We start from the raw sequence: 20,851 nt of genomic DNA, 5'->3' as shown, positions 1-20,851 counted from the left end.
GTGCTTTAATTTTTCAGCATATTTTTCCAAACAAAAAGAGTACCGGGATGCTCATCGCATATGGAGGCTTTGTACCTCCTGATAAGCATCGGCGCATGAGTAGCACTCAAAGCTTAATCGAAGTTGATGCTCATAAGATGGTAAACATTCATATATTCAAAAACTTTGAAGAAAAAAATCAAGTGGAACAATATATTTCGGAATTGGGGAGTTTAAAAAGAGATAAATTCCAGTTAAAGGAGTTTTCTCTTTTTTATTTAAATATCCAAAATGTTCTTAACAATCCATCAAGCTTCGATCTAGTAAAGAGGTGGAAAAACTTGATTTTAACTTCTTATGAGTATGGACTGGCGCTCATGACGGGTATTTCTTCAATTAAGCATTAAAAAATAGTACTCGTTGATTAGATACAGTGACGACTTTTTGAATTCGGTTCTCATCTCGATTTCGAAAAAAGCGCTATGTGATCCTTGGAATCCAGCCTCTTCACTACTTTTTTTGCAATAGGCCCAAATATTATACGCATAGCGAAGATGCACAGCGGTTGTTATTTTCCTTTCAAGTCAAAGTGAAATGAAAAGTTATCTTCTTCTTCTTTATAGGCATGCGTGCGGTTATTCCGCGGTGAAAACGTCCGAACGTAAACTCTATTATGGACAAGATCAAAACCCATAATCCGTATAAAACCCTCTCCTCCATTGACCGACTGATAATCGGAGAGAATCTGCATCACCTGCCGATCCGGTTTCCCATCCCTATTGTCGTCAAGTTCGTCCACTCTCCTGGCTGCTCCTGAATAGTGACCGTTCAAGACCAGACGGACATTTGCATTCCCACGGACAACTTTTTTAAAGAGCATTTGTCCCTCCTGTGTCCTTTTGCCTTCGTCGCTTAAATAATCATGAACGTACAGTATGGCCGTCCGTTTCGGGTAAAGGCGGAGTACCTGATTCATCCAGTCAATCTCACTTTCGCCGATGCCCCATCCCATCGCCAACATGATGTACTTACGGCCGGAGGCATTGATCAGATCAAAGTGTCCTTTATTATTTTTGTATGAGCCGCCGTACCACGAATTCGACCGGAATCTGTTCTCGCCGAAATATCGACCATAAAACGTATAGTTATCCCGACTGCCGACGTCATGATTGCCGGCAATGACGCCATAAGGAATCTGTGCCTGTTCAAACAAATGCATCGCTTCAGATGCAGTCTTCCATTGGTAAAACTCATCCACGTTATTTACAATATCCCCCAGATGAAAAACATATTTTAGATTCAGTACCCCCTGATTAGCAACAAACCATTGATTTATTTTTTTAAAAGTCTCAGGATAGGACTTGCTGTAAAACTGTGTGTCAGGAAGCACGCCAAAAGTAAAATCAATCGTATCGATTCCCTTGAAGAGTGGATGAGTTGTTTTTCCCCTGAGCGATAACGGACTTTGTAACGGAAGCTCAGGCGGCTTAAGATAGGCAGCCCGCGAATGGTATTCCTGGTTTGTCCCCGGATTCCCGTGCAAGTGGTTCTCATCAGAAGCAGTCACACCACTCGGAACGGGCCTCGCATCGGAATGCCCGATCTGAACCAAAGACAGAGTGCAGAACAGCAATCCGGCTACCCATATTCTGCTGAATTTAAATGTTCCCCGTTTTTTTATAAATTTCATCACCTGCTGCCCTCCTGTATAAAAATGCCGTTTTATTATGTCCCACCTGACTGAAAAGATTGCAAAAGTCCTCTGCTAAAACTTGCCTTTGCGTGGAAGCATAATAAAGAAAACCGATCAAGAAGAACAAACAGTATTGGTTTTAATCGGATGAAGCCCTCATTTTAGACTGAGGCGCACAGTCATTGGGCGCAAATGATTTCTCCACATCAATTTATGCTGCGCTTGTTTGAAGAATGAAGAACACGTATTCTTACTTTAAATCACATTCTGACCGGGCAGGCGGACAAACGAAGACGCAAATGATGAGGAATAAAGAAGATATGGACTTATTCGCGGAGAAACTGATGAATCATCGAAGACAGCTCCGTGAATATCCGGAGCTTACTTTCATTAAAAAAACAGTCGCATGCGATTAATAGCGACTGTTGCTTTTTGTGTTCCTACCTGTATTTTCGGTTTTTTAAGCCAAGATGAAAGCTTGATGCCACAGAATTTCATTCCGTTGCAATAGTACAATGAATATACTAACGCGATCATTTCATTATCCTTATGAGCCCCACAGTTTTTAAGATTCCTTGGATTTTTTTTAAATTCAGGTTTCCATTTTTAGTCTGGCTCAGTCATCTTGTCCGGATGAACAAACATAATAAACAAGTTCCTCCGAACGATGAAACAGTTTTTTCCGTTGATAAAATGCGCGCATCGATCCGCCTTCCAATTCATCGAAACTGATCAGTTTTAATTTATTTTTATCTGCGAATGAACGGATGGCCGACATCATTGTTTCAGCTGTCATCACTGCGCTAGGGCGATGGGTGTCAACAGGCAATGAGGTCACTCCATTAAATTCTTCAAACACCGCATATTGATTCATAATCATTTCCCTCTTTGAGCAGGTCGATTTTAAGTCTCAGCGCAAAAAAAATTTTCACCTGTATTTTATTATTTATTCGACCGACGGGCAAATATTCTGGCTCACTCGTCCAAAAACAAAAAAAACTGTCCATTGAATTGGACCCTATTTGTTGTTACAAAATCATTACGCCATGCAAAAAAAAGCCCGCCCATTGAATGGCAGACGTCCTGATCTGAAGCAGATATTTTTCTGTAAAATACTTTCATGACAGGCGGTTTTTAAACTGATCATAGCCAAACCGTTTGACAACGCGCAATCCGTCCGTTTCATTAAACGTGGCAATGCAAGGCAGTGCGATGCCATTGAACGTATTATTCTTGACCATCGAATAAATCGCCATGTCCCGGAAAATGAGCCTGTCGCCGACATGCAGTGGTTCGTTAAAGGAGTAGTCACCAATGATATCGCCTGCGAGGCAGGTCGGCCCGCCGAGCCGATAAGTATGGTCGAGTTCGCCCGGCTTTCCCGCACCGATCATTTCGGGACGATACGGCATTTCCAGTACATCCGGCATGTGGCAAGTTGCCGATGTGTCCAGAATGGCAATGTCCATCCCATTATGAGTGATATCCAGCACCGTACTGACGAGATAACCTGTATTAAGCGCCACGGCTTCACCAGGTTCAAGATAAACTTCAAGCCCGTACTTTTCCTGCATCAATCGGATGCAGCGGATCAGCCGCTCAAGGTCATAATCCGGCCGTGTGATATGATGCCCGCCGCCAAAATTGAGCCATTTCATTTCTTTCAGATATTTACCAAATTTTTTATCGATAATTTGTAATGTATGTTCCAGAGCATCTGAATTCTGTTCGCACAACGTATGAAAATGCAGGCCATCAATCCCATCCAGCCATTCCGGGTGAAAGTTGGCTTTTGTGACACCCATTCTGGAATAGGGTGCGCACGGATCGTACAGCCCGGTTTCCACTTCCGAATATTCCGGATTTACGCGGATGCCGCACTCGATCTTTTTGGGTGATCGCTGTACGCGATCTTTAAAATGCTTCCACTGACTGAATGAGTTGAAAACGATATGGTCCGCATAGTTCAATATGTTTTCAAAATCGCCGTCACTGTACGCCGGTGAATAGACATGCACTTCTTTGCCCATTTCTTCATGGCCGAGCCGGGCTTCGAAGAGTGAACTTGATGCCACCCCGCTCAGATAGTTCCCGATCAAAGGGTAAAGGGCGAACATGGAAAAAGCTTTTTGAGCGAGCAGAATTTTGCAGCCGGTCCGGTCCTGAATCGATTTCAGGATTTCGAGATTCTTTGTCAGCAGGCGCTCATCGACCACGTAACCGGGAGAGGGCACCTGATTAAAATCCAAGTTCATCGGCCGTCCCCTCACTTAACCAGTTCAGGCGCAAAGCTTTCGTGCCAAGGCAAACCGAATTGATTCAGTGCCTCCATAAAGGGATCCGGATCAAATTCTTCGATATTATAAACGCCCGGTTTTTTCCATTTTCCGGTCAGCACCATTGAAGCACCAATCATCGCCGGCACACCGGTTGTGTAAGATACCGCCTGCGATCCGACTTCCTTGTAGCATTCCTGATGGTCACAGACATTGTAAACATAATAGGTAACCGGGTTTCCGTCTTTTTCGCCCTGGAAGATGCAGCCGATGTTTGTTTTACCTTTAGTCCTCGGCCCAAGCGATGCCGGATCCGGCAGGACTGCTTTAAGAAATTGCAACGGAACGATTTTCTTTCCTTCAAAGTCAATTGGTTCAATCGATGTCATGCCGACATTTTGCAGGACTTCAAGATGCGTGAGATATTTCTGAGAAAAAGTCATCCAGAATCTGATTTTTTTGATGCCCTTGATATTGAGTGCCAGTGACTCCATTTCTTCATGATGCAGGAGATAAATGTCTTTCGGCCCGATCTGCGGAAAATTATAGACTTGCTTGATCGACATCGGATCGGTTTCGACAAATTTTCCATTATTGTAGTAACTGCCTTTTGCCGTAACTTCGCGAATATTGATCTCCGGATTGAAGTTCGTTGCGAACGGATAACCGTGATCACCGGCATTAGCATCGAGAATGTCGATCTGGCTGATTTTATCAAAGTAGTGTTTCTGAGCATAAGCGGAGAAAACACCGGTGACGCCAGGATCAAAACCACTGCCAAGCAGGGCGGTGATTCCGGCGTCTTTGAATCGGTCGCGGTATGCCCACTGCCATTTATATTCAAATTTCGCCGTGTCCTCTGGCTCGTAATTTGCAGTATCAACATAATCCACTTTAGTGGCAAGGCACGCATCCATAATGGTCAGATCCTGATAAGGAAGTGCCACGTTAATCACAATATCGGGCTGGAATTGCTTGATCAGTGCTATTAGCTCCGGAACGTTATTGGCATCGACCTGCGCCGTCTGGATTTTTGTCCTGCCTCCGTCCAGTTTCTGCTTCAGCAACTCACACTTTGAAACCGTCCGGCTTGCGATGCAGATTTCTTCAAAAACATCCGGATTCTGGCAGCATTTATGTACAACAACACTCGCAACGCCGCCAGCTCCGATAATTAACGCTTTACCCATTATCTAACGCCCCCCTGAGTTGTTTTATTGGTAAAATTTTTGTTTCTGGTTGTTAAAAGTGTGCAGCACTTTCGATTTACATTTGGCATTAATCCGGACAGTTTTGGCCTGAATTGCATCGATGCTTATCAGCAAGTTTCACTTTTTTATCAACAGTTTCCAAATATTTATCAGCGAAATTCGGACTTTTATCAACAAACATGAATTTTAGCCACACTGGTCAGCCCGGTTCCACTTCTTCAAGTAGTGCCTTAACATAGTTAGGCAATGCAAATGCGCCGACGTGGATTTTAGGATTATAGTATCTCGTTTTCAGGCACAGTTGCATCCAGGCATGCGAGTCGAAATCCTCTGTCGGATGGTACTTTTTTGAAGCGAACCCGAACAGCCAATGGCCGGACGGATAAGTCGGAATATGCGACTGATAGACACGACTGATTGGAAAAGAATCGACGATCCGCTTGTGGGCGCGCTGCATAGCCACGGCATCAACCGGATAGAACGGGCTCTCCTGCTGGTTAACCATCAGGCCATCTTCCTTCAGCGCCTTAAAACAATTGCCATAGAACTCTTTTGTGAACAACCCTTCACCCGGCCCGAACGGATCGGTTGAATCAACAATAATTAAATCATATACATTTTCTTCTGTGCGGACAAACTTAAGACCGTCCTCATAATGAATCGAAACACGCGGATCATTCAGCCGGCCGGCTGTCTGAGGCAAATATTTTTTGCACACTTCGACCACCTGCCGGTCAATCTCCACAAGATCAATCTGCTCGATCCCGGGATAGCGGGTCAGTTCACGTACGGCGCCCCCGTCCCCGCCGCCGATCACCAGCACCTTTTTTGCTGAAGGATGCACCGCCATCGGTACATGGACGATCATTTCATGATAGATAAATTCGTCTTTTTCCGTAAGCATCATGTACCCGTCCAGTGTCAGAAATCTTCCGAATTCGGGGGAATCGAAGATATCAATCCGCTGAAATTCACTTTGTCCGGAGTAGAGTTGCTTGTCGACCTGGATGGAAAACTTGACATGCTCCGTGTGTTTTTCCGTAAACCAAAGTTCCAAGCTTATCCCTCCTTAATCACCTGTATATGGTTCACTTGGCTGTCCTGTGTACCAGTCAAGAAACAGCCTTTTTCCTTAGCATATTTTATGTATTCAAGAATTTCGGACGTAATTTTCTCACCGGGGGCAAGAATCGGGATTCCGGGCGGATAACACATGACAAACTCGCTGCAAATACGGCCAGCGCTTTCATTGAGCGGCAGTGACTCGCTATCGGCATAGAAAGCATCTTGAGGCGCAAGCTCGACCTGCGGGCGGATGTATTCCTGACTCAGCATCCCTGCTTTGTCTTTTGAATAACGCCTTTTGATCTCAGACAGGGAGGAGACGAGCCGCTCCAGGTCCAAAATCCGGTCTCCGATTGAGATATAGGCAAGAATATTTCCGATATCACCGAATTCAATCTGGATATCGTATTCGTCACGGAGCAAATCATAGACTTCAATCCCCGCCAGACCAATGTCCAGTGTGTGCACCGACAACTTGGTCACGTCAAAATCGAATATCGTATCACCATTCACCCGCTCGGATGAAAAAGCATAGTATCCGCCGATTCTGTTGATTTCCGTCCGTGCATATTCCGCCATTTCACTGACTTTCTGAAAAACTTGCTCTCCGCGCAGCACCAGATTGCGCCGCGAGATATCCAATGAAGAGATCAGCAGATACGAACCACTGGTTGTCTGAGCCAGGTTGATAATCTGACGGACATAACCTTCACTGAGTCCGTTATTGACCAGCAAAAGCGAACTCTGAGTCAGCGACCCTCCGGATTTATGCATGCTGACTGCCGCCATATCGGCGCCGGCGGCCATGGCAGACATTGGAAGGTTTTTACCAAAGTAGAAATGTGTGCCATGTGCCTCGTCAACAAGCACGCGCATATTGTAACGGTGAGCAAGATCCGTAATGGCCTTCAAATTAGAGCACACGCCATAATAAGTCGGGTTATTGATCAGGACTGCCTTCGCCTCGGGATTTTCAATGATTGCGCGCTCCACATCCGTCAGCGACATGCCCAGTGAAATGCCCAGTTCCTTGTCCACACCCGGATTGACATAGACGGGGACCGCACCGCTTAGAATCAGTGCATTGATGGCGCTGCGGTGCACATTGCGCGGCATAATAATTTTCTCCCCGCGCTTGCAGACACTCATCACCATGCTCTGGACGGCTGATGTAGTCCCGTTAACCATAAAAAAAGCGTGCTCCGCCCCAAAGGCTTCGGCCGCCAGTGCTTCGGCGTCCTTGATCACCGATACCGGGTGGCATAGATTATCCAGCGGTTTCATCGAATTGACATCCACAGTAAGGCACTGAGCCCCCAGAAATTCGGTCAGTTCGCGGTTGCCCTTCCCCCGTTTATGCCCGGGAACATCAAACGGTACAACCCGCATCGATTTATAGCGTTGCAGCGCCTCAAGAACAGGCGCTTTATCTTGTGAAAGATGGTTCATCTTTTTTCCTCATTCTCCATGAATCAATCGCCCAAGCAGCAGCGCTGCCGGATGGCGTAAATTTTTTTAATCGAAAATATTGGCACCACTGAAAATTTCGATCATCTCCCGGCGCAGACTGCTGCTGATTTTCAACCGTTCTTTCGGTGGAATCTCCAGCACGTCCCGGTTGAACAGATAGTTTTGCAGTTCCGGCTCCTTAATCAACATTTTTGTGTGAAAAAGGTTCGCCTGATAAACATTTATATCGACTGCATCGTATTTATCGAGTGTTGTTTCGTCAATATAGTCCTGAATCGAGGTCATGGAATGATCCATGAACAGTTTCTTCCCGTTGACATCTCTAGTAAAACCGCGCACACGATAATCCGCCGTAATAATGTCAGAGTCAAACCGGCCGATCAAATAGTTCAGTGTATTAAGCGGCGTAATTTCGCCGCAAGTAGCCACGTCAATGTCTACCCGGAATGTGGCAATTGCATTGCCCGGATGAAATTCGGGGTACGTATGCACCGTAACATGGCTTTTGTCGAGATGACCAAGCACTGTATCGCGGCCGGTGAATTGATCAAGCTGTCCGAGATTGCAGGAACGGTCGATCTGATCCTTCGGGAATTCCTGTTCGGCGATCAGTATCGTGACGCTTGCGCCCTGGGGATCATAGTCCTGCTTGCTAATATTCAGGACGTGAGCACCAATCATCTCCGTTACCCGGCAGAGGATATGTGTCAGCCTTTCTGAATTGTACTGCTCATCGATGTAAGATATATAGTCACGCTGCTCACGCTCACTCTTTGCATAGCAAACATCATAAATGTTGAAGCTTAGTGCCTTTGTGAGGTTGTTAAAGCCGTACAGTTTCAGCTTATCCTCCAACCCTATCCTCACAGCCTTTCCTTTTTGATCGGAATCTGAAGAGACGATTTGATAATATATAGGGGAATATCTTGAAATGAATGAATGAATTCCTGTGAGTAGAGAAAAACTTTCGTGATTCTCCGAAATCCTCTGTTTTTCTTAATTTTACTATAAAAATTCAATCTTAATTATATACAGAACAAAGGCTAAGTCAAGTTTAAAAATTGCGCAAGCCTGCCTGGCGCACACTGCCTGCACTACCCATCGCTTCACTGTCCAAATAATCCAAAACCTGTTCCAGCATTTTCCTGAAGATTTCATTCCAGTCTTTTGCCTGGGCGCTTCCTCTGCGCTTCGCCACTAAATCCTCATGATTTTTCAACGATTCCATCTGCTCGCAGGCCCGCACAAAAGAATCAGGATCATCTGTATTAAGTGAAGCGTATACACCTTCTTCGCTATATTTTTGTGTCGATGGCAGATGAACGCCGACTGCCGGTTTCCCTGCTGCGAGAAACTCAAAAAGTTTGAGCGGGAAAACAGCCTGATTATATGGAGACGGTTTATACGGCATGATACCGACATCCACCAGTTTCATATATTCCGGAACATCTGCTGGCGGCACACTCCCAAGCCAGAGCACATTTTTTTCATCAAGCAACCGGCGAAACGCGGGATCATCGCCTGTTCCGTCAGGACCTACGAACAGGAACAGCCAATCGCGCTTTTTCACCGCAGCCTGTCTGATCAGTTCGAAATCAAGCTTAGGCTTAATGCCGCCGATATAACCCAGTACTGTTCCAGCGAAATTTTCCGGCAAGGTTTTCACAGCTGGAAGCTCTCTGGAAAACAGGTCATATTCAACACCATTTTCTGCTGTGAAAATCCGGGAACATTTGTCGATCTGCACTTTTTTCAGCATCTGTTCGTGCAGATAATCCGAAGTACAGAAAATCAAGTCGGACCGGCCAATAATTCGCTGTTCTGCTCCAGAGATCAGCCATTGACGAATCAAATAGACCGGCGACAGCTCCCCACTGATTGGCGCAGACCACAGATCACTGCAGTCATAGACCACTTTATCCCAAGGAAAAAGATCAGAGAGCAGCGGAAATTCGGGGCAAGTATACCACAGATAAAATTTAAAATGTCCGTTCAGCTGAAAAAGCTTTGAGAGCAACAATTTCAACTTGGGCTGGTAAAACAAATCGACAAATCGGCCGAAGCGGAAAATCCGGTTTGGCAAAAGATCCTGAACCGCAAACTCACGGATGCCGTTTTTCAACATCGTAAAACCGGAAAACTGACGGTCAGGTGTCGGACAGATCCAAATGACTTCCTGTGTTTCCGGCTGACGCTGCAGAAATTCAGCCAGCCGGTGGCGGCGATATCTGAGGCCGTCCTGTTCCCACATGCCGGTCGCGATGATTACATGTATTTGTTTCACAGAATCACCTCCACAATCAGAACCGTTTAATCAATGCGTGTGCCGCATAGTGGCAGAAATACCAAAAGGACAGCAGCATAGGCAACTTTTCAACCTGACGATAAACAAACCAGGTTTTGCGTGCAGCCTTCCATTTGTTTCCTGAAAGTGATGTTTTTCCGCTGATCCGATACTCGGACAGCGTTTCATTCAGGCCATAAGCGACAATACCTTTTTTCAGCAAACCCAGCCATGTAGCCAGATCCTGGCGGGAACGTAAATTGGGCATTGAGAAACGTCCTGCCTGTTTCCTGTCGATCATTACCGTCAGACAGCCGACAATCGTATTTTTCAGCATATCCTGATAAACGACTCGGGCAGGCGCTTTAACTACTTTGTGGAGCGGCACACCGTCGGAATTAATATATTCGTAACCCGTAAAAGAGAACGCATAGCCATTTTTCTTCATAAAATCCAGCTGCTTTTCAAGCTTCTCAGGTTTCCAGCAGTCATCGCTGTCAAGAAAAGCAATGTAACGACCTCTTGCAAGATCCAGTGCCATGTTGCGTGCTGCGGCAGCGCCACTGTTTTTGCCCAAAAATACCGTATGGATCCGTTCATCGGCAAATTCGGCGGCCGCCAGTTTCATCCGGGTCCGGTCGGTTGAACAGTCATCGGCAATAATCATCTCCCAATCCCGGAAAGTCTGTCCCAGCACTGAACGGATCGTTGCCTCAATTGTTTTTTCCACATTATAAGAAGGCGTAATCACCGAAACTTCCGGATCAATGTGCGGCATTACATACCCTCCTCTTTTTCTCTGACAAACTCCGGAAAAACTGCCCAGAGGAAAACAAGTGTCAGGCCGAGCATGATACCAAGTACTGCGCGCTTTTTCGGTGAAAAAGTATTGCTTCCTTGACCGGTTCCGGCAGTTGCCTGCTCCAGAAGTGTCGCCGGTTTCATCTTTAATTTATCCGATCCAAGCTGATAAAGAAAACGTTCCCGGTCTATATCCGTGTTTCCGTTCGTTTTCGACTGATTGACCGCCTGAATGGTTTGATCTGTCAGCGCCCGTCTTGTTTGATACCGTTCCTGATCACTTTTCAGGAAAGCCTGAGCAATGCGATTGACGGTCGCGGCTGCATTGACCTTTGAAGCTCCTGAATAGGTCAGCTGAATCAGGTTTCCTTTTAACGAAGTGACATTCAAGTGTGAAAGCAGACTCTGCTTCTGGTTATTCCATAATTCCGGTAAATTGTTCTGATAAAAAGGTCCGTTGGTGAGAAGCTGAATAACGGGCTCCGGTGTATTATAGTCATTATTCCAGTACATTCCTAATGAAAGGGTCGCACTTGCCTGATAACTTGACGAATCGTGCGCTGCAGGGATAAACCAGCCGATCCCTCCTAAAATAACGGGAACCGCAAGAACGATCCAAATGTACTTTTTCAGCCGTGCCCATATTCGCCGTATGACGTTCATCTTTTTGCTCCTCCGATGTTTGTTTCATTCATGCGCCATTCTTCTTGCAGCACGGAAACCAGTGTAATCACAAATCCAAGGAAAACCCAGTGAAAATACAGATTGCTGACCGAGCTTGGGCTGATGCTTGAAATCAAAAAGGCAAGTTGCCCGGATAAAGCTGCTTCTACGAGCATCCGCCGCTCTTTTTCTATTAATTTGCGATGCAGGCGATACAGACTGAAAAACAAAGCGGCATACATCGCCAGATAGCCTGCACCAATCAGCAGGCCAAAATTCCCTGTAATTTCCATCAGCCAATTATGCACTTCGTAAATGCGGTCGGTGTTGAAAACCGGTTTGAATTCCAGATAATAAGAAAGATTTCCTGCTCCAACACCAAAACCGTAGCTATTGGCAATATAATGCACTGCACTTTGCAGCAGATGCGTCCGGACAACATTGGAAGATGTTACATCGTTAACTGAAAAACCGGTTTCCTCTGAAAAAAAACCGCTCAGCTTTGCAGCTATTGATCCTGAAAACAGGATCGCTCCGCCAAGCACGGCCAAAGCTGCGGCAACGAGACTGAACTTTTTTGCCCGGTCCGGAAAAATTAAAAAGACAAAAAATGCCAGTCCTGCCGCTATACCAAGTAAACCAGCCCGTGACTGTGTTAAAAAAATCAGATACAGACAAAGTGCCGCCATCATCCAAGCCACTACTTTATATCCTGAGCCCCATACATTTTTTGCACAGGAAAGATAAAAAAAGAATGAAATACTCAAAAGTGTGGCAAAGTCATTCTGATTTGTAAAAACTGCAGTTGGAAAACCAAGTTTGTACGCCGGTCCGCCATATAAAGTCGAAGTAGGCAGTTGTATCTTTGCAAAATGATTGACCAGACCTATTACAATAAGTATTGCAGTCATCACAAGCCAAATGCCATAGAACACGGTCAGTTGCCTGACCTTTGTAAATGAGAAGACAGCAAGGAAGATAAACAGGATACCGATTCCAAGCAGAAAGAGATACTTAATGCCATCTGTGACCGACTGCACCCACAAAAGCGAAACACCGCCGTAGACCATCCAAAAAATCAGGAAGAGCAGCACGCCTTTGACATTGATCTGTTTCCAGATATCATAGAGCCCCTTTCTGCCAGTCGCCTGAACAAGAAGAATGACCAGAGAAACGATCAGCATCAGCCTGTAAATAAATAGAGAGAAAACACCGACTGACAAGCTCAGCGGAGACTGATTTAAGAATGTGGTGGCAATAAATAAGTACATCGCACCGGCCAACACCTGCCCACCCAGATGCAACACTTTTATTAACAGACATGCAGCAATCAGTGCCCATATCCAGCAAAATAAGAAAAAAAGCTGTATCGGTGCAGAACCTGACAGGCAAATACCAACCAGTCCCGCAAGCAGAACTGCGAATATTCCCGTAATTTCCCCGGTCGGCAGATTTTTAAGATTTATCATGCGATCTCCTGTTTTCTCTATGTTTAAATGTTTGAATGAAATACAGCATTCCTTGCACCGGCAATGCTTAGCGTTTCCTGTAAACCGCTCGTAAGATTATAAACTGGTGCCCAATCCAGCAGCATTTTCGTCATTTCATTGGACAGCGTGCTGTCGCGTATATCCCCTTGGCGTTCAGGCCCATAAAATACTTCTATATCGGAATGAGCAACTATTTTCATCAATTCAAACAACCGATTAATTGACACCGAAGAACCGGAAGAAACATTGGCGCAGATATTCTTTTCAACGCTTAAGGAACGGACAACAGCGGATGCCACATCTTTTACGAAGATAAAATCCCTCGTTTGTTTTCCATCACCATAAATCATCGGCGGTGTCCCTTTGCGGATCCGATCGGAAAAAATAGAAATAACTCCGCCCTCTCCCGCGGCATCCTGCCTTGGCCCGTAAACATTACTGAAACGCAGAATACTGAATGGAAGATGATACAGTTTGTGATACAAGCGCAAATAATTCTCTACCGTCAGCTTTGTCAGTCCATATGGCGATTCAGGATCCGCCGGGTGGGTAGCCAGCACCGGGAGTGACCTGGGATTGCCATATACGGCAGCGGACGATGCAAAAACTACTTTCTTCGCCCCAACATATTTTGCGGCATTAATCATGTTGAGTGAGCCAACCACATTCGTTCTGGCATCAAATAGCGGATCCTTTACCGACTGGGCGACACTGACCTGTGCTGCAAGATGTACGATAAAATCAGGTTTGAGAGATTGAACAAGATTAATTACTGCGGAATCGGCTACATCACAGATATACACTTTGACCGGGAGCCCTGCTAGATTTTCATGATGCCCTGTAGAGAAGTTGTCGATCACCAAGACTTCGTAGCCCTGCCGGATCAATTCTTCAACAACATGTGATCCGATAAATCCTGCTCCACCTGTAACAATCACTTTATCCATCAGCATTCACCCGATTCTCATTTTTTTCGAAACAAATAACCGGCCCTCTGATTTTCACATAGATAACTTCTGTCGGTATGAGACGTTTCATTGTTTTATTTTATTCAATGAAGTTTGTCCTATTCTAATTGTGACCATTCGTGAAATTTTTTCTTAACGTGCGCCCTCTCCGGTCAGAACTACTCTCACTGTTTTCAGCAGAATTTCAAGTTCCAGTTTTGGCGATAAATTGCGGATATATTCCAGATCATACATTAGTTTTTGTCGCGGGGAGAGATCATAGCCACCGCTGACCTGCGCCAGCCCGGTCAGCCCGGGTTTCACCATCAGCCGACTCTTGAATCCCGGAATCTCCCGTTCAAATTTTTCCGTAAACATCGGGCGTTCAGGACGAGGGCCAACCAATGACATATCACCTTTAAGAACGGAAAACAGCTGCGGCAGCTCATCAATCCGTGTCTTTCGGATGATCCGCCCGATCCCTGTAACACGCGGGTCATGTGCCGCTGCCCACTTTGCTCCGGCTTTCTCGGCATCCTTGCGCATCGATCTGAGCTTAATCAGCAGAAATTTCTTTCCATTTTTCCCCAGTCTCTCTTGAGCATAAAAAATCGGGCCTGGTGTTTCAATCACGATTAAAATGGAAAATACCAGAATAATCGGTATAGCAAACACTAATCCTGTAGCCGCCAAAAAAACGTCGGCTAATCTTTTTAGGTGCAGATAAGGCTCGGCCCCCGCCGGCAGTGCCGCTTTTGGCACTGCCATGATCGCATAGCCGCCGCCCATCTTTATCTGTTTTTCTGCATTCACGAAAGGACACCTCTTTACCGCTCAATTCTTCTTTAATACATTTTTTTATTATAGAGAGCGGTTGTATAGGGATCATGGTATTTCGTTAAAGGTTTTGTAAAACGCCTGATGAGGGCACAGAGACTGGATATTGTATGACACGGAAAGCCGAAAAAAGGAGCAGACAGCTGCAAAGTCTCCGGAAATGAATCATCGTATACTTTTAAAGAAAACTTGCCGATTGGCAAAGCCACAGGACGTACTTCCGTAGGATGCGGTGACTTCGACGTTGTGCACAGAACCGTGCACGTTCTTAGTCGAAGATCCGATGTCTATTCGGCTGTTTAATAATCCTTTAAATCTTTATACTTTCTTAAAGTGACCATCAGTTCTTTGAGAATTTTCGGGTATTCTTTCTGGCAAATGCAACAATCTTGATCCTGCGTATTGTACCCGCCTGACTGACAAGCACCAGTATCATCATGCCCAAATTCAAGAGAAGAATATACTTAAGAGGAAAAGCATTCACGAGCGCACCCGCAAACATGATCAGGATCACCGCAAAGTGAATACCGAGAGGAAAACCTGTCCAATTTTTATTGGAAAAGTGGCTTCTGCCCCAGAAGAAAAAAACATAGGACACTCCCGTCGCGCAAGCCGCACCGGCCGCGCCGTAACGGGGAATGAGCACCGCATTCAGGACCAGGCATGGCAGAAGCGAAATCAGGCTGACCCAGATGTTCAGGTAGCTCTTTTTAGAGAAGACAATGCCAAGAGTGGTTGTTTCACTGATCGTGTACATCACCGGCTGGAGACAAAGAAAGCCAAGAATATAAATGGCGTCACTGTATCCGGGCGACAGCAGCCAAACAATTAAGTTCTTAAAAATCAGGATCAGGAAAAACAAGGTGGACATGAATAACAAAACACTGTCGCTGACCACTTTGTAATAAAAAATATCTTTGTGCTCACTATACCAGCGATAAGCGGTCGGAACCCAGAAGTTTGTAAAACTCGTCTGAACAACGGAAAGTGCCGCTGAAATTTTTACTGTCGCCGTGAAAATACCTATCTCGTAAAAAGTGCTCCAAGTCCTTAAAGCAAGACGTCCGGCGGAATTTAAAACAGAAGCAACTGATGCAGCAATGACGAGCGGGATTCCAAATTCCAGAAGCTGCCGGATTAGTATGCTGTCAAGATGAAAATTCTTATAAACCAGCAGCCTCCGATATCTGAAAATCAGGTAGGCGTCTCCCGCAATCTGGCCGATCGCCGCTGAATAGACGACAGCGAGAAAATCCCTGCGGATCAGCAGAACAAATAAAAGCGTGGCAAGCAGAATCACCAGTTTGATCAGGATATTGAATACCGAATACTCAAACGCTCTCTCGTCCATCCGTATGGAGAGCAGGATAAATCGTTCCATGATCATAAAAACCAGCATCACGCCGAGCAGGATAGCTGCAAAATGATAACTGTTCTTTCCGAAAAGAAGATAGGATATCCAGCCTGAACTCAGGGAGATGGAAAACAGCAGAATGACCGACAGTGCAAGCGGCAGAAGCAGCGCATTTTTAAAGAGAGCCTGTCGGTCTTTGGCGTCGTTATATTCGCGAGTATAGGCCTGATCGACGCCCAGATATAGAAGTGTGACCATCAAAGTCTGAAATACAGTAAACATGCCAGCCTTTCCATATTCATCGGGAGAGACGAAGTGTGTGGTAAGCGGAATTGTGACAAATGCTATGACCGCGCCTCCAACCGGACCGATTGAAAAGCCAAGTAATCTCTTAATAAAACCATTCATAACGGCTTTTCCCCTTCAAAGATCTGTATCAGTTTCTCATTCTGACGGACAATGTTACATTGACTCTCCACGGTCCTGCGAGCATTTCTAACAAGTTCTGGCCATTTATCCGTGTTTTTCATGATGCGTTCAATCGTGTCCGCCAGCCCTTCAGCATCTTTTTCCATGACCAAATAACCATTTTCTCGATCATGTATCAACTCAGGAATACCACTGTGAACCGTGGAAACGACGATTTTCTCCATGGCCATCGCCTCCATCAGCTGAACCGGAATGCCTTCCATATCTCCATCATCCGCTGTCACACTCGGCGCTAAAACAATTTGGGCGTCTTTCATGATTTCTATCCACTCGTCCTGAGTTTTCCAGCCGGCCAAATGGACATGATCTGCAAGAGGACGCAACGAAATAAGACCGTTCAACTTGTCCTTCAGCGGACCGTCGCCTGCAATTTCATAATGAACGTTATAGCCTTTTTCAACGAGCCGGGCAACAGCAGCAATCCCGTATTCCAAACCTTTTTTTTCGACGAACCGGGCGGCCGATACAATTCGGAGCAGCCGCTCAGGACGCGCCGGGTAGCCACTAAACTTTTTCAGATCAATCCCCATGTGGTGAACCGTAATCCGTTTGGGATCCGCTCCCAGTTCAATACACCGTTTTTCCCAGAAGTTGCTGATTGGCAGCAACACAGCCGGCGAATGAAACAAATCGCGATAAGCATCTTTGCCTTTTTCATTAATATAACGGAGCATGTCATAACCGTGAAAAGCGGTGAACAGCCGGCCCTTCAGGAGCCCCATTTCAATACATTTGCGCGCCAGGATGCCATTCGGTCCAAAATGGGCAAGAATAACTTCGCGGTCAGACAGGTCTGTTTTGCTCAGCGTACGGATCAGAAACACCAAATTAGGATACCTGATCAGTTCTTTCAGCGATACGCGTCCCGTAACATTCTTACCAAAAAGAAGCGCGCCTGAAAGACAAGAAAAGTTTTTAATCAAGCTGAAAACCTTTTGCAGTTTGCCGTTCTTTCCATTTTTATCGTAGTAAACCGTCTTTTCCGCAAGGCGATAGCTTACTGCATCCGCATGGACCCGCTGGCCGGGAGCACTTCTTTTAGCAATAATTTTTATATCATGGCCGGCATCAATCAAACCTGTAATCTGGTTGAGTATAAAGGTTTGCGAGAGTTTAGGAAACTCACCGACAAAAAAAAGAATTTTCATCTCATACTTCCTTTTTATGGATGCATCCAGACATAGAGCCGCCGGATGCGCGCAAAGCGATGCAAGCCTATGGCCTTTCTGGATTCCTATGTATACATTGATCACATATTGTAAAAATTTAATAAAGAATATCCTCATACAATAGACAATCCGTTTTTTTACAACTAAGATTCAGTTTATCCGGTTTCCTACCGGCAGTTTTTCACATCTTCCTTTTAAGGAGCATATCATGTCAAACCTTCTTAATCGAACTATTGTTTATTTGTTTTTAATCATTCTTGCATTCATTATCAGCCTGAATATTCTTTTTACACGAGGTTACCAGTCCATTGGGCTTTCAGCGCCATTTCTGTTTAAAGCTGCCACGCTGCTGCTTTCATGCCTGATGATCGCATCGCTTTATTATTATCGCCGGCAAATCGTCAGACTGATCCAAAGGGTCCCCATGAACCGATCCGCAGCCGTCCTTCTGATTTTCAGCGTCTGTCTGCAATTTTTAGCCGTTGTTTTTTTATGCGTGCACCCTTCATGGGATTTCGGGGTCGTGGTCAAAAGTGCGAGACTGCTTGCCGAAGGTGGAAAAATTAATCACTATTTCGAGTACTACCCGAACAATTTACTGGTCGTCATCCTTCTGGCATTAATCGATAGACTGCCTGTCTCTCCAATAATCAGCGACCTGGTCTTCAATATCGCCAATATCACGTTCAGCCAGTACCTGATCTATCGGATAACCGCGAAACTGGCAGGAAAACCGGCAGGCATTTTAAGCCTGATGGCCAGCGTACTCTTTTTCCCCTTTATCTTCTACGCACCGATTGTCTATACGGATACTCTGTCACTTGTTTTTCTGCTCATTCCGGTCAGCCTGCTTATGGAACGATCAGGGGCTTTTAGAAGCGGATTTAAGTTTATCATAGCCGCCTCTTTCATCCTGGCACTGGGCGTGCTTCTAAAGGGCTCTATGATTGTCTTCGTCATTGCCTTCAGCCTGACCATGCTTATTTCTTTCAGAAGATGGAAAAAAGTCTATGTATTTCTTCCTCTGATCACCCTATTCATCATTCAGTTCATTTTTAATTTCTGTATTTATGAAAGCGGCGTGGCCGACCGCCAGCAGACCGAACAGCTCAAATTTCCAGTGACACATTGGCTTTTAATGGGACAAAATCAGCCGCATTATGGAAAATATCTGGAGAGTGATGTCCTTCGCACGAAGCGGCAATTACAAAAATATCCGCACAAAGAAGTTACCCGTATTCAACTTAATGAATTGAGAGAACGCATTTCCAAAAAAGGCTGGCAGGGAAATATCCGTTTTCTGATTGAAAAAAATGCAGAAACATGGACCGATGGAACATTTTATACTCTGAACGTACTGAAGCGAAAGCCTGTTTTCCCCCAGAACTTCAAATTTCTGATGCACCATCCAGTGGACTGGTTCGTCCAGGGCTATGCACGCATTCAACTTCTGGTACTGCTTACGGGTGTGTTTCTGGCCGGCATACCCTATTTAAAACGAAAGTCTGTCAGCCCATTTTTAACTTTTTCAATGGCGTCGGTGATCGGTTTTTTTCTGTTTCTGATTATTTGGGAAACCCGTTCACGCTATCTTGTAAGCCTGACTCCGATTCTGATCATAATCAGTGTTGTCGGTTATTTTGATTCATTCTTTAACGGCGGTCAAACAGAGGACAGATAAACGTTTGCTCCATCTACTGGATCAGTTCAGGTATCTGGCTCGGGCGACCTATTGAGTAGTACTCAAGGGCAGATTTTTTTACCTTGCTCAGGTTATAGCAATTGCGGCCATCAAAGACAATCGGGCGCTTCATCAGTCTGCTGTAAATGGAAAGATCCAACCTCCTTATGTCCTCCCAGTCGGTAACGATCACGGCACAGTCCGCCCCGCGCAGCGCTTCGGTCACATTCTCCGTGTAGGTAACTCTCTCGTCCAGTCTCTTCTCGGCATTAGTCACGGCAATCGGATCATAAGCGGTGATTTCAGCGCCCAGTTCGGCAAGCTTTGGAATCAGGACAAGTGCCGGAGACTCTCTCAGGTCGTCGGTATTTGGTTTGAAGGCCAGTCCAAGAACCGCAACTTTCTTCCCTTTAAGTGTACCAAAACGTGACAATATTTTATCGATCAGTAGAACCTGCTGATGATTATTCACTTCAATCACCGATTTTAGCAAGTTAAATTCATGGTCGTGGTTACCGGCCAATTGCACCAGCGCGTTGGTGTCCTTTGGGAAGCAGGATCCTCCATAACCAATCCCCGCTTTAAGAAACTTTGACCCGATCCGGTGATCCAGACCCATGCCCCTGGCAACTTCATTAACATTGGCCCCCAGTTCTTCGCAGATGTTGGCAATTTCATTAATAAAACTGATTTTTGTCGCCAGAAACGCATTTGACGCATATTTGATCATCTCACTGCTGGCCAAATCGGTTTTCAGGATCGGAATGCCAAACGGACGGTTGATTTCCTCCAGAATATCCGCAGCCGCCGGGTTTTCGGTACCGATAACAATTCGATTACCGTTGAATGTATCTTCAACTGCCGATCCTTCACGCAAGAATTCCGGATTAGAAGCAATATCGATCTGGATTCCGTCTTTCGTCGCGCCATTGATTAGTCTCTTTATATGAAAATTTGTGCCAACCGGAACCGTGCTTTTAATTACAACAATCACCGGACGACTGATATTCTTAGCAATATCACAAGCCGCCTGCTCAACATAATCAAGATTTGCTGATCCGTCCGGGCGCTGCGGTGTGCCGACAGCTATGTAGACGACCTGAGCATCCTCAAGGCCGATTTTATGTTTTGAAGTGAATGCCAGGCGGTGATTCGCCATATTTTTCTGTATCAGTTCCTGCAGTCCCGGTTCATAAATCGTCGGTTCACCCTGATTCAGCCTTTCCACTTTTTTCGGATCAATATCAATGCATGTCACCGCATGACCAATTTCCGAAAGCGCCACACCAGTCACCAGACCAACATATCCCGTACCGATAACAGCGATTCTCATGCCGCCACTCCTCCAATATCTCTCATTATTTTATAAAATATCCGTGATCCGCCTGTTTCATGCATAGAAACAGGCATTTTCAATTGTAGAACCCGAATTTGAAGCACTT

General features: G+C 45.5%; 18 protein-coding genes. 2 read left to right on the top strand and 16 right to left on the bottom strand.

From position 1 onward, the window contains the following. The first annotated feature begins 47 nt into the window (after window positions 1–47). The gene (locus COP04_RS05325) at window positions 48–386 is read left to right on the top strand and encodes a hypothetical protein (RefSeq protein ID WP_100487036.1); all 339 of its coding nucleotides are present in this window, start codon (window positions 48–50) and stop codon (window positions 384–386) included. A 161-nt stretch (window positions 387–547) separates the two neighbouring features. On the opposite strand, the gene COP04_RS05320 is transcribed toward COP04_RS05325, so the two are convergent. The 15 genes from COP04_RS05320 to COP04_RS05245 form a co-directional block, all read right to left on the bottom strand. After that, on the bottom strand, window positions 548–1,669 hold the full coding sequence (locus tag COP04_RS05320; protein ID WP_100487035.1) for a metallophosphoesterase: 1,122 nt from the start codon (window positions 1,667–1,669) through the stop codon (window positions 548–550). A gap of 619 nt (window positions 1,670–2,288) precedes the next feature. After that, window positions 2,289–2,546, bottom strand: a complete 258-nt coding sequence (locus tag COP04_RS05310) for a hypothetical protein (protein ID WP_100487033.1) — start codon at window positions 2,544–2,546, stop codon at window positions 2,289–2,291. A 244-nt stretch (window positions 2,547–2,790) separates the two neighbouring features. Then, a complete protein-coding gene (gene nspC, locus COP04_RS05305) occupies window positions 2,791–3,927 on the bottom strand; it encodes a carboxynorspermidine decarboxylase (protein ID WP_100487032.1) in 1,137 nt (378 codons plus the stop codon). 11 nt (window positions 3,928–3,938) lie between these two features. Beyond that, window positions 3,939–5,138, bottom strand: coding sequence for a saccharopine dehydrogenase family protein (locus COP04_RS05300; RefSeq protein WP_100487031.1), 1,200 nt, complete (start codon window positions 5,136–5,138; stop codon window positions 3,939–3,941). A gap of 220 nt (window positions 5,139–5,358) precedes the next feature. Then, window positions 5,359–6,216 carry a polyamine aminopropyltransferase gene (gene speE, locus COP04_RS05295; protein WP_100487030.1) on the bottom strand — a complete coding sequence of 286 codons (858 nt, stop codon included), beginning with the start codon at window positions 6,214–6,216 and terminating at the stop codon, window positions 5,359–5,361. Window positions 6,217–6,218: 2 nt separating this feature from the next. Continuing rightward, the gene (locus COP04_RS05290; protein WP_100487029.1) at window positions 6,219–7,673 is read right to left on the bottom strand and encodes an aminotransferase class I/II-fold pyridoxal phosphate-dependent enzyme; all 1,455 of its coding nucleotides are present in this window, start codon (window positions 7,671–7,673) and stop codon (window positions 6,219–6,221) included. A 66-nt stretch (window positions 7,674–7,739) separates the two neighbouring features. Continuing rightward, complete coding sequence (speD, locus tag COP04_RS05285; protein WP_204988024.1) at window positions 7,740–8,549, bottom strand: adenosylmethionine decarboxylase; 810 nt, start codon at window positions 8,547–8,549, stop codon at window positions 7,740–7,742. 199 nt (window positions 8,550–8,748) lie between these two features. Beyond that, entirely contained in the window at window positions 8,749–9,945 is a 1,197-nt protein-coding gene (gene tuaH, locus COP04_RS05280; protein ID WP_100489542.1) for a teichuronic acid biosynthesis protein TuaH, read from the bottom strand. Between the two features lie 49 nt (window positions 9,946–9,994). Beyond that, window positions 9,995–10,756, bottom strand: coding sequence for a teichuronic acid biosynthesis protein TuaG (gene tuaG / locus COP04_RS05275; protein WP_100487027.1), 762 nt, complete (start codon window positions 10,754–10,756; stop codon window positions 9,995–9,997). Then, window positions 10,756–11,442: a GumC domain-containing protein gene (locus COP04_RS05270; protein WP_100487026.1), complete on the bottom strand. Its 687-nt coding sequence runs from the start codon at window positions 11,440–11,442 to the stop codon at window positions 10,756–10,758. The genes tuaG and COP04_RS05270 overlap by 1 nt, the downstream gene beginning before the upstream one ends. After that, entirely contained in the window at window positions 11,439–12,911 is a 1,473-nt protein-coding gene (gene tuaE, locus COP04_RS05265) for a teichuronic acid biosynthesis protein TuaE (RefSeq protein ID WP_100487025.1), read from the bottom strand. The genes COP04_RS05270 and tuaE overlap by 4 nt, the downstream gene beginning before the upstream one ends. A 23-nt stretch (window positions 12,912–12,934) precedes the next feature. Further along, window positions 12,935–13,879, bottom strand: coding sequence for an NAD-dependent epimerase/dehydratase family protein (locus COP04_RS05260; RefSeq protein WP_100489541.1), 945 nt, complete (start codon window positions 13,877–13,879; stop codon window positions 12,935–12,937). Window positions 13,880–14,032: 153 nt separating this feature from the next. Continuing rightward, window positions 14,033–14,647, bottom strand: coding sequence for a sugar transferase (locus COP04_RS05255; RefSeq protein WP_239984954.1), 615 nt, complete (start codon window positions 14,645–14,647; stop codon window positions 14,033–14,035). A 409-nt stretch (window positions 14,648–15,056) separates the two neighbouring features. Then, window positions 15,057–16,478 (bottom strand): lipopolysaccharide biosynthesis protein, encoded by a 1,422-nt coding sequence (locus tag COP04_RS05250; protein ID WP_100487024.1) that lies wholly within the window; start codon window positions 16,476–16,478, stop codon window positions 15,057–15,059. Continuing rightward, entirely contained in the window at window positions 16,475–17,707 is a 1,233-nt protein-coding gene (locus COP04_RS05245; RefSeq protein ID WP_100487023.1) for a glycosyltransferase, read from the bottom strand. Before COP04_RS05245 ends, COP04_RS05250 begins: the two co-directional genes overlap by 4 nt. A gap of 229 nt (window positions 17,708–17,936) precedes the next feature. On the opposite strand from COP04_RS05245, the gene COP04_RS05240 reads away from it, so the two are divergent. Further along, complete coding sequence (locus COP04_RS05240) at window positions 17,937–19,409, top strand: glycosyltransferase family protein (protein ID WP_100487022.1); 1,473 nt, start codon at window positions 17,937–17,939, stop codon at window positions 19,407–19,409. 13 nt (window positions 19,410–19,422) lie between these two features. On the opposite strand, the gene COP04_RS05235 is transcribed toward COP04_RS05240, so the two are convergent. After that, the gene (locus COP04_RS05235; RefSeq protein ID WP_100487021.1) at window positions 19,423–20,742 is read right to left on the bottom strand and encodes a UDP-glucose dehydrogenase family protein; all 1,320 of its coding nucleotides are present in this window, start codon (window positions 20,740–20,742) and stop codon (window positions 19,423–19,425) included. Window positions 20,743–20,851 lie beyond the last annotated feature (109 nt).

Source organism: Sporolactobacillus pectinivorans (assembly GCF_002802965.1).
GTDB lineage: Bacteria > Bacillota > Bacilli > Bacillales > Sporolactobacillaceae > Sporolactobacillus > Sporolactobacillus pectinivorans.
Note: the sequence above shows the minus strand (reverse complement) of the source record. Positions and strands in the feature narration are given on the sequence as shown.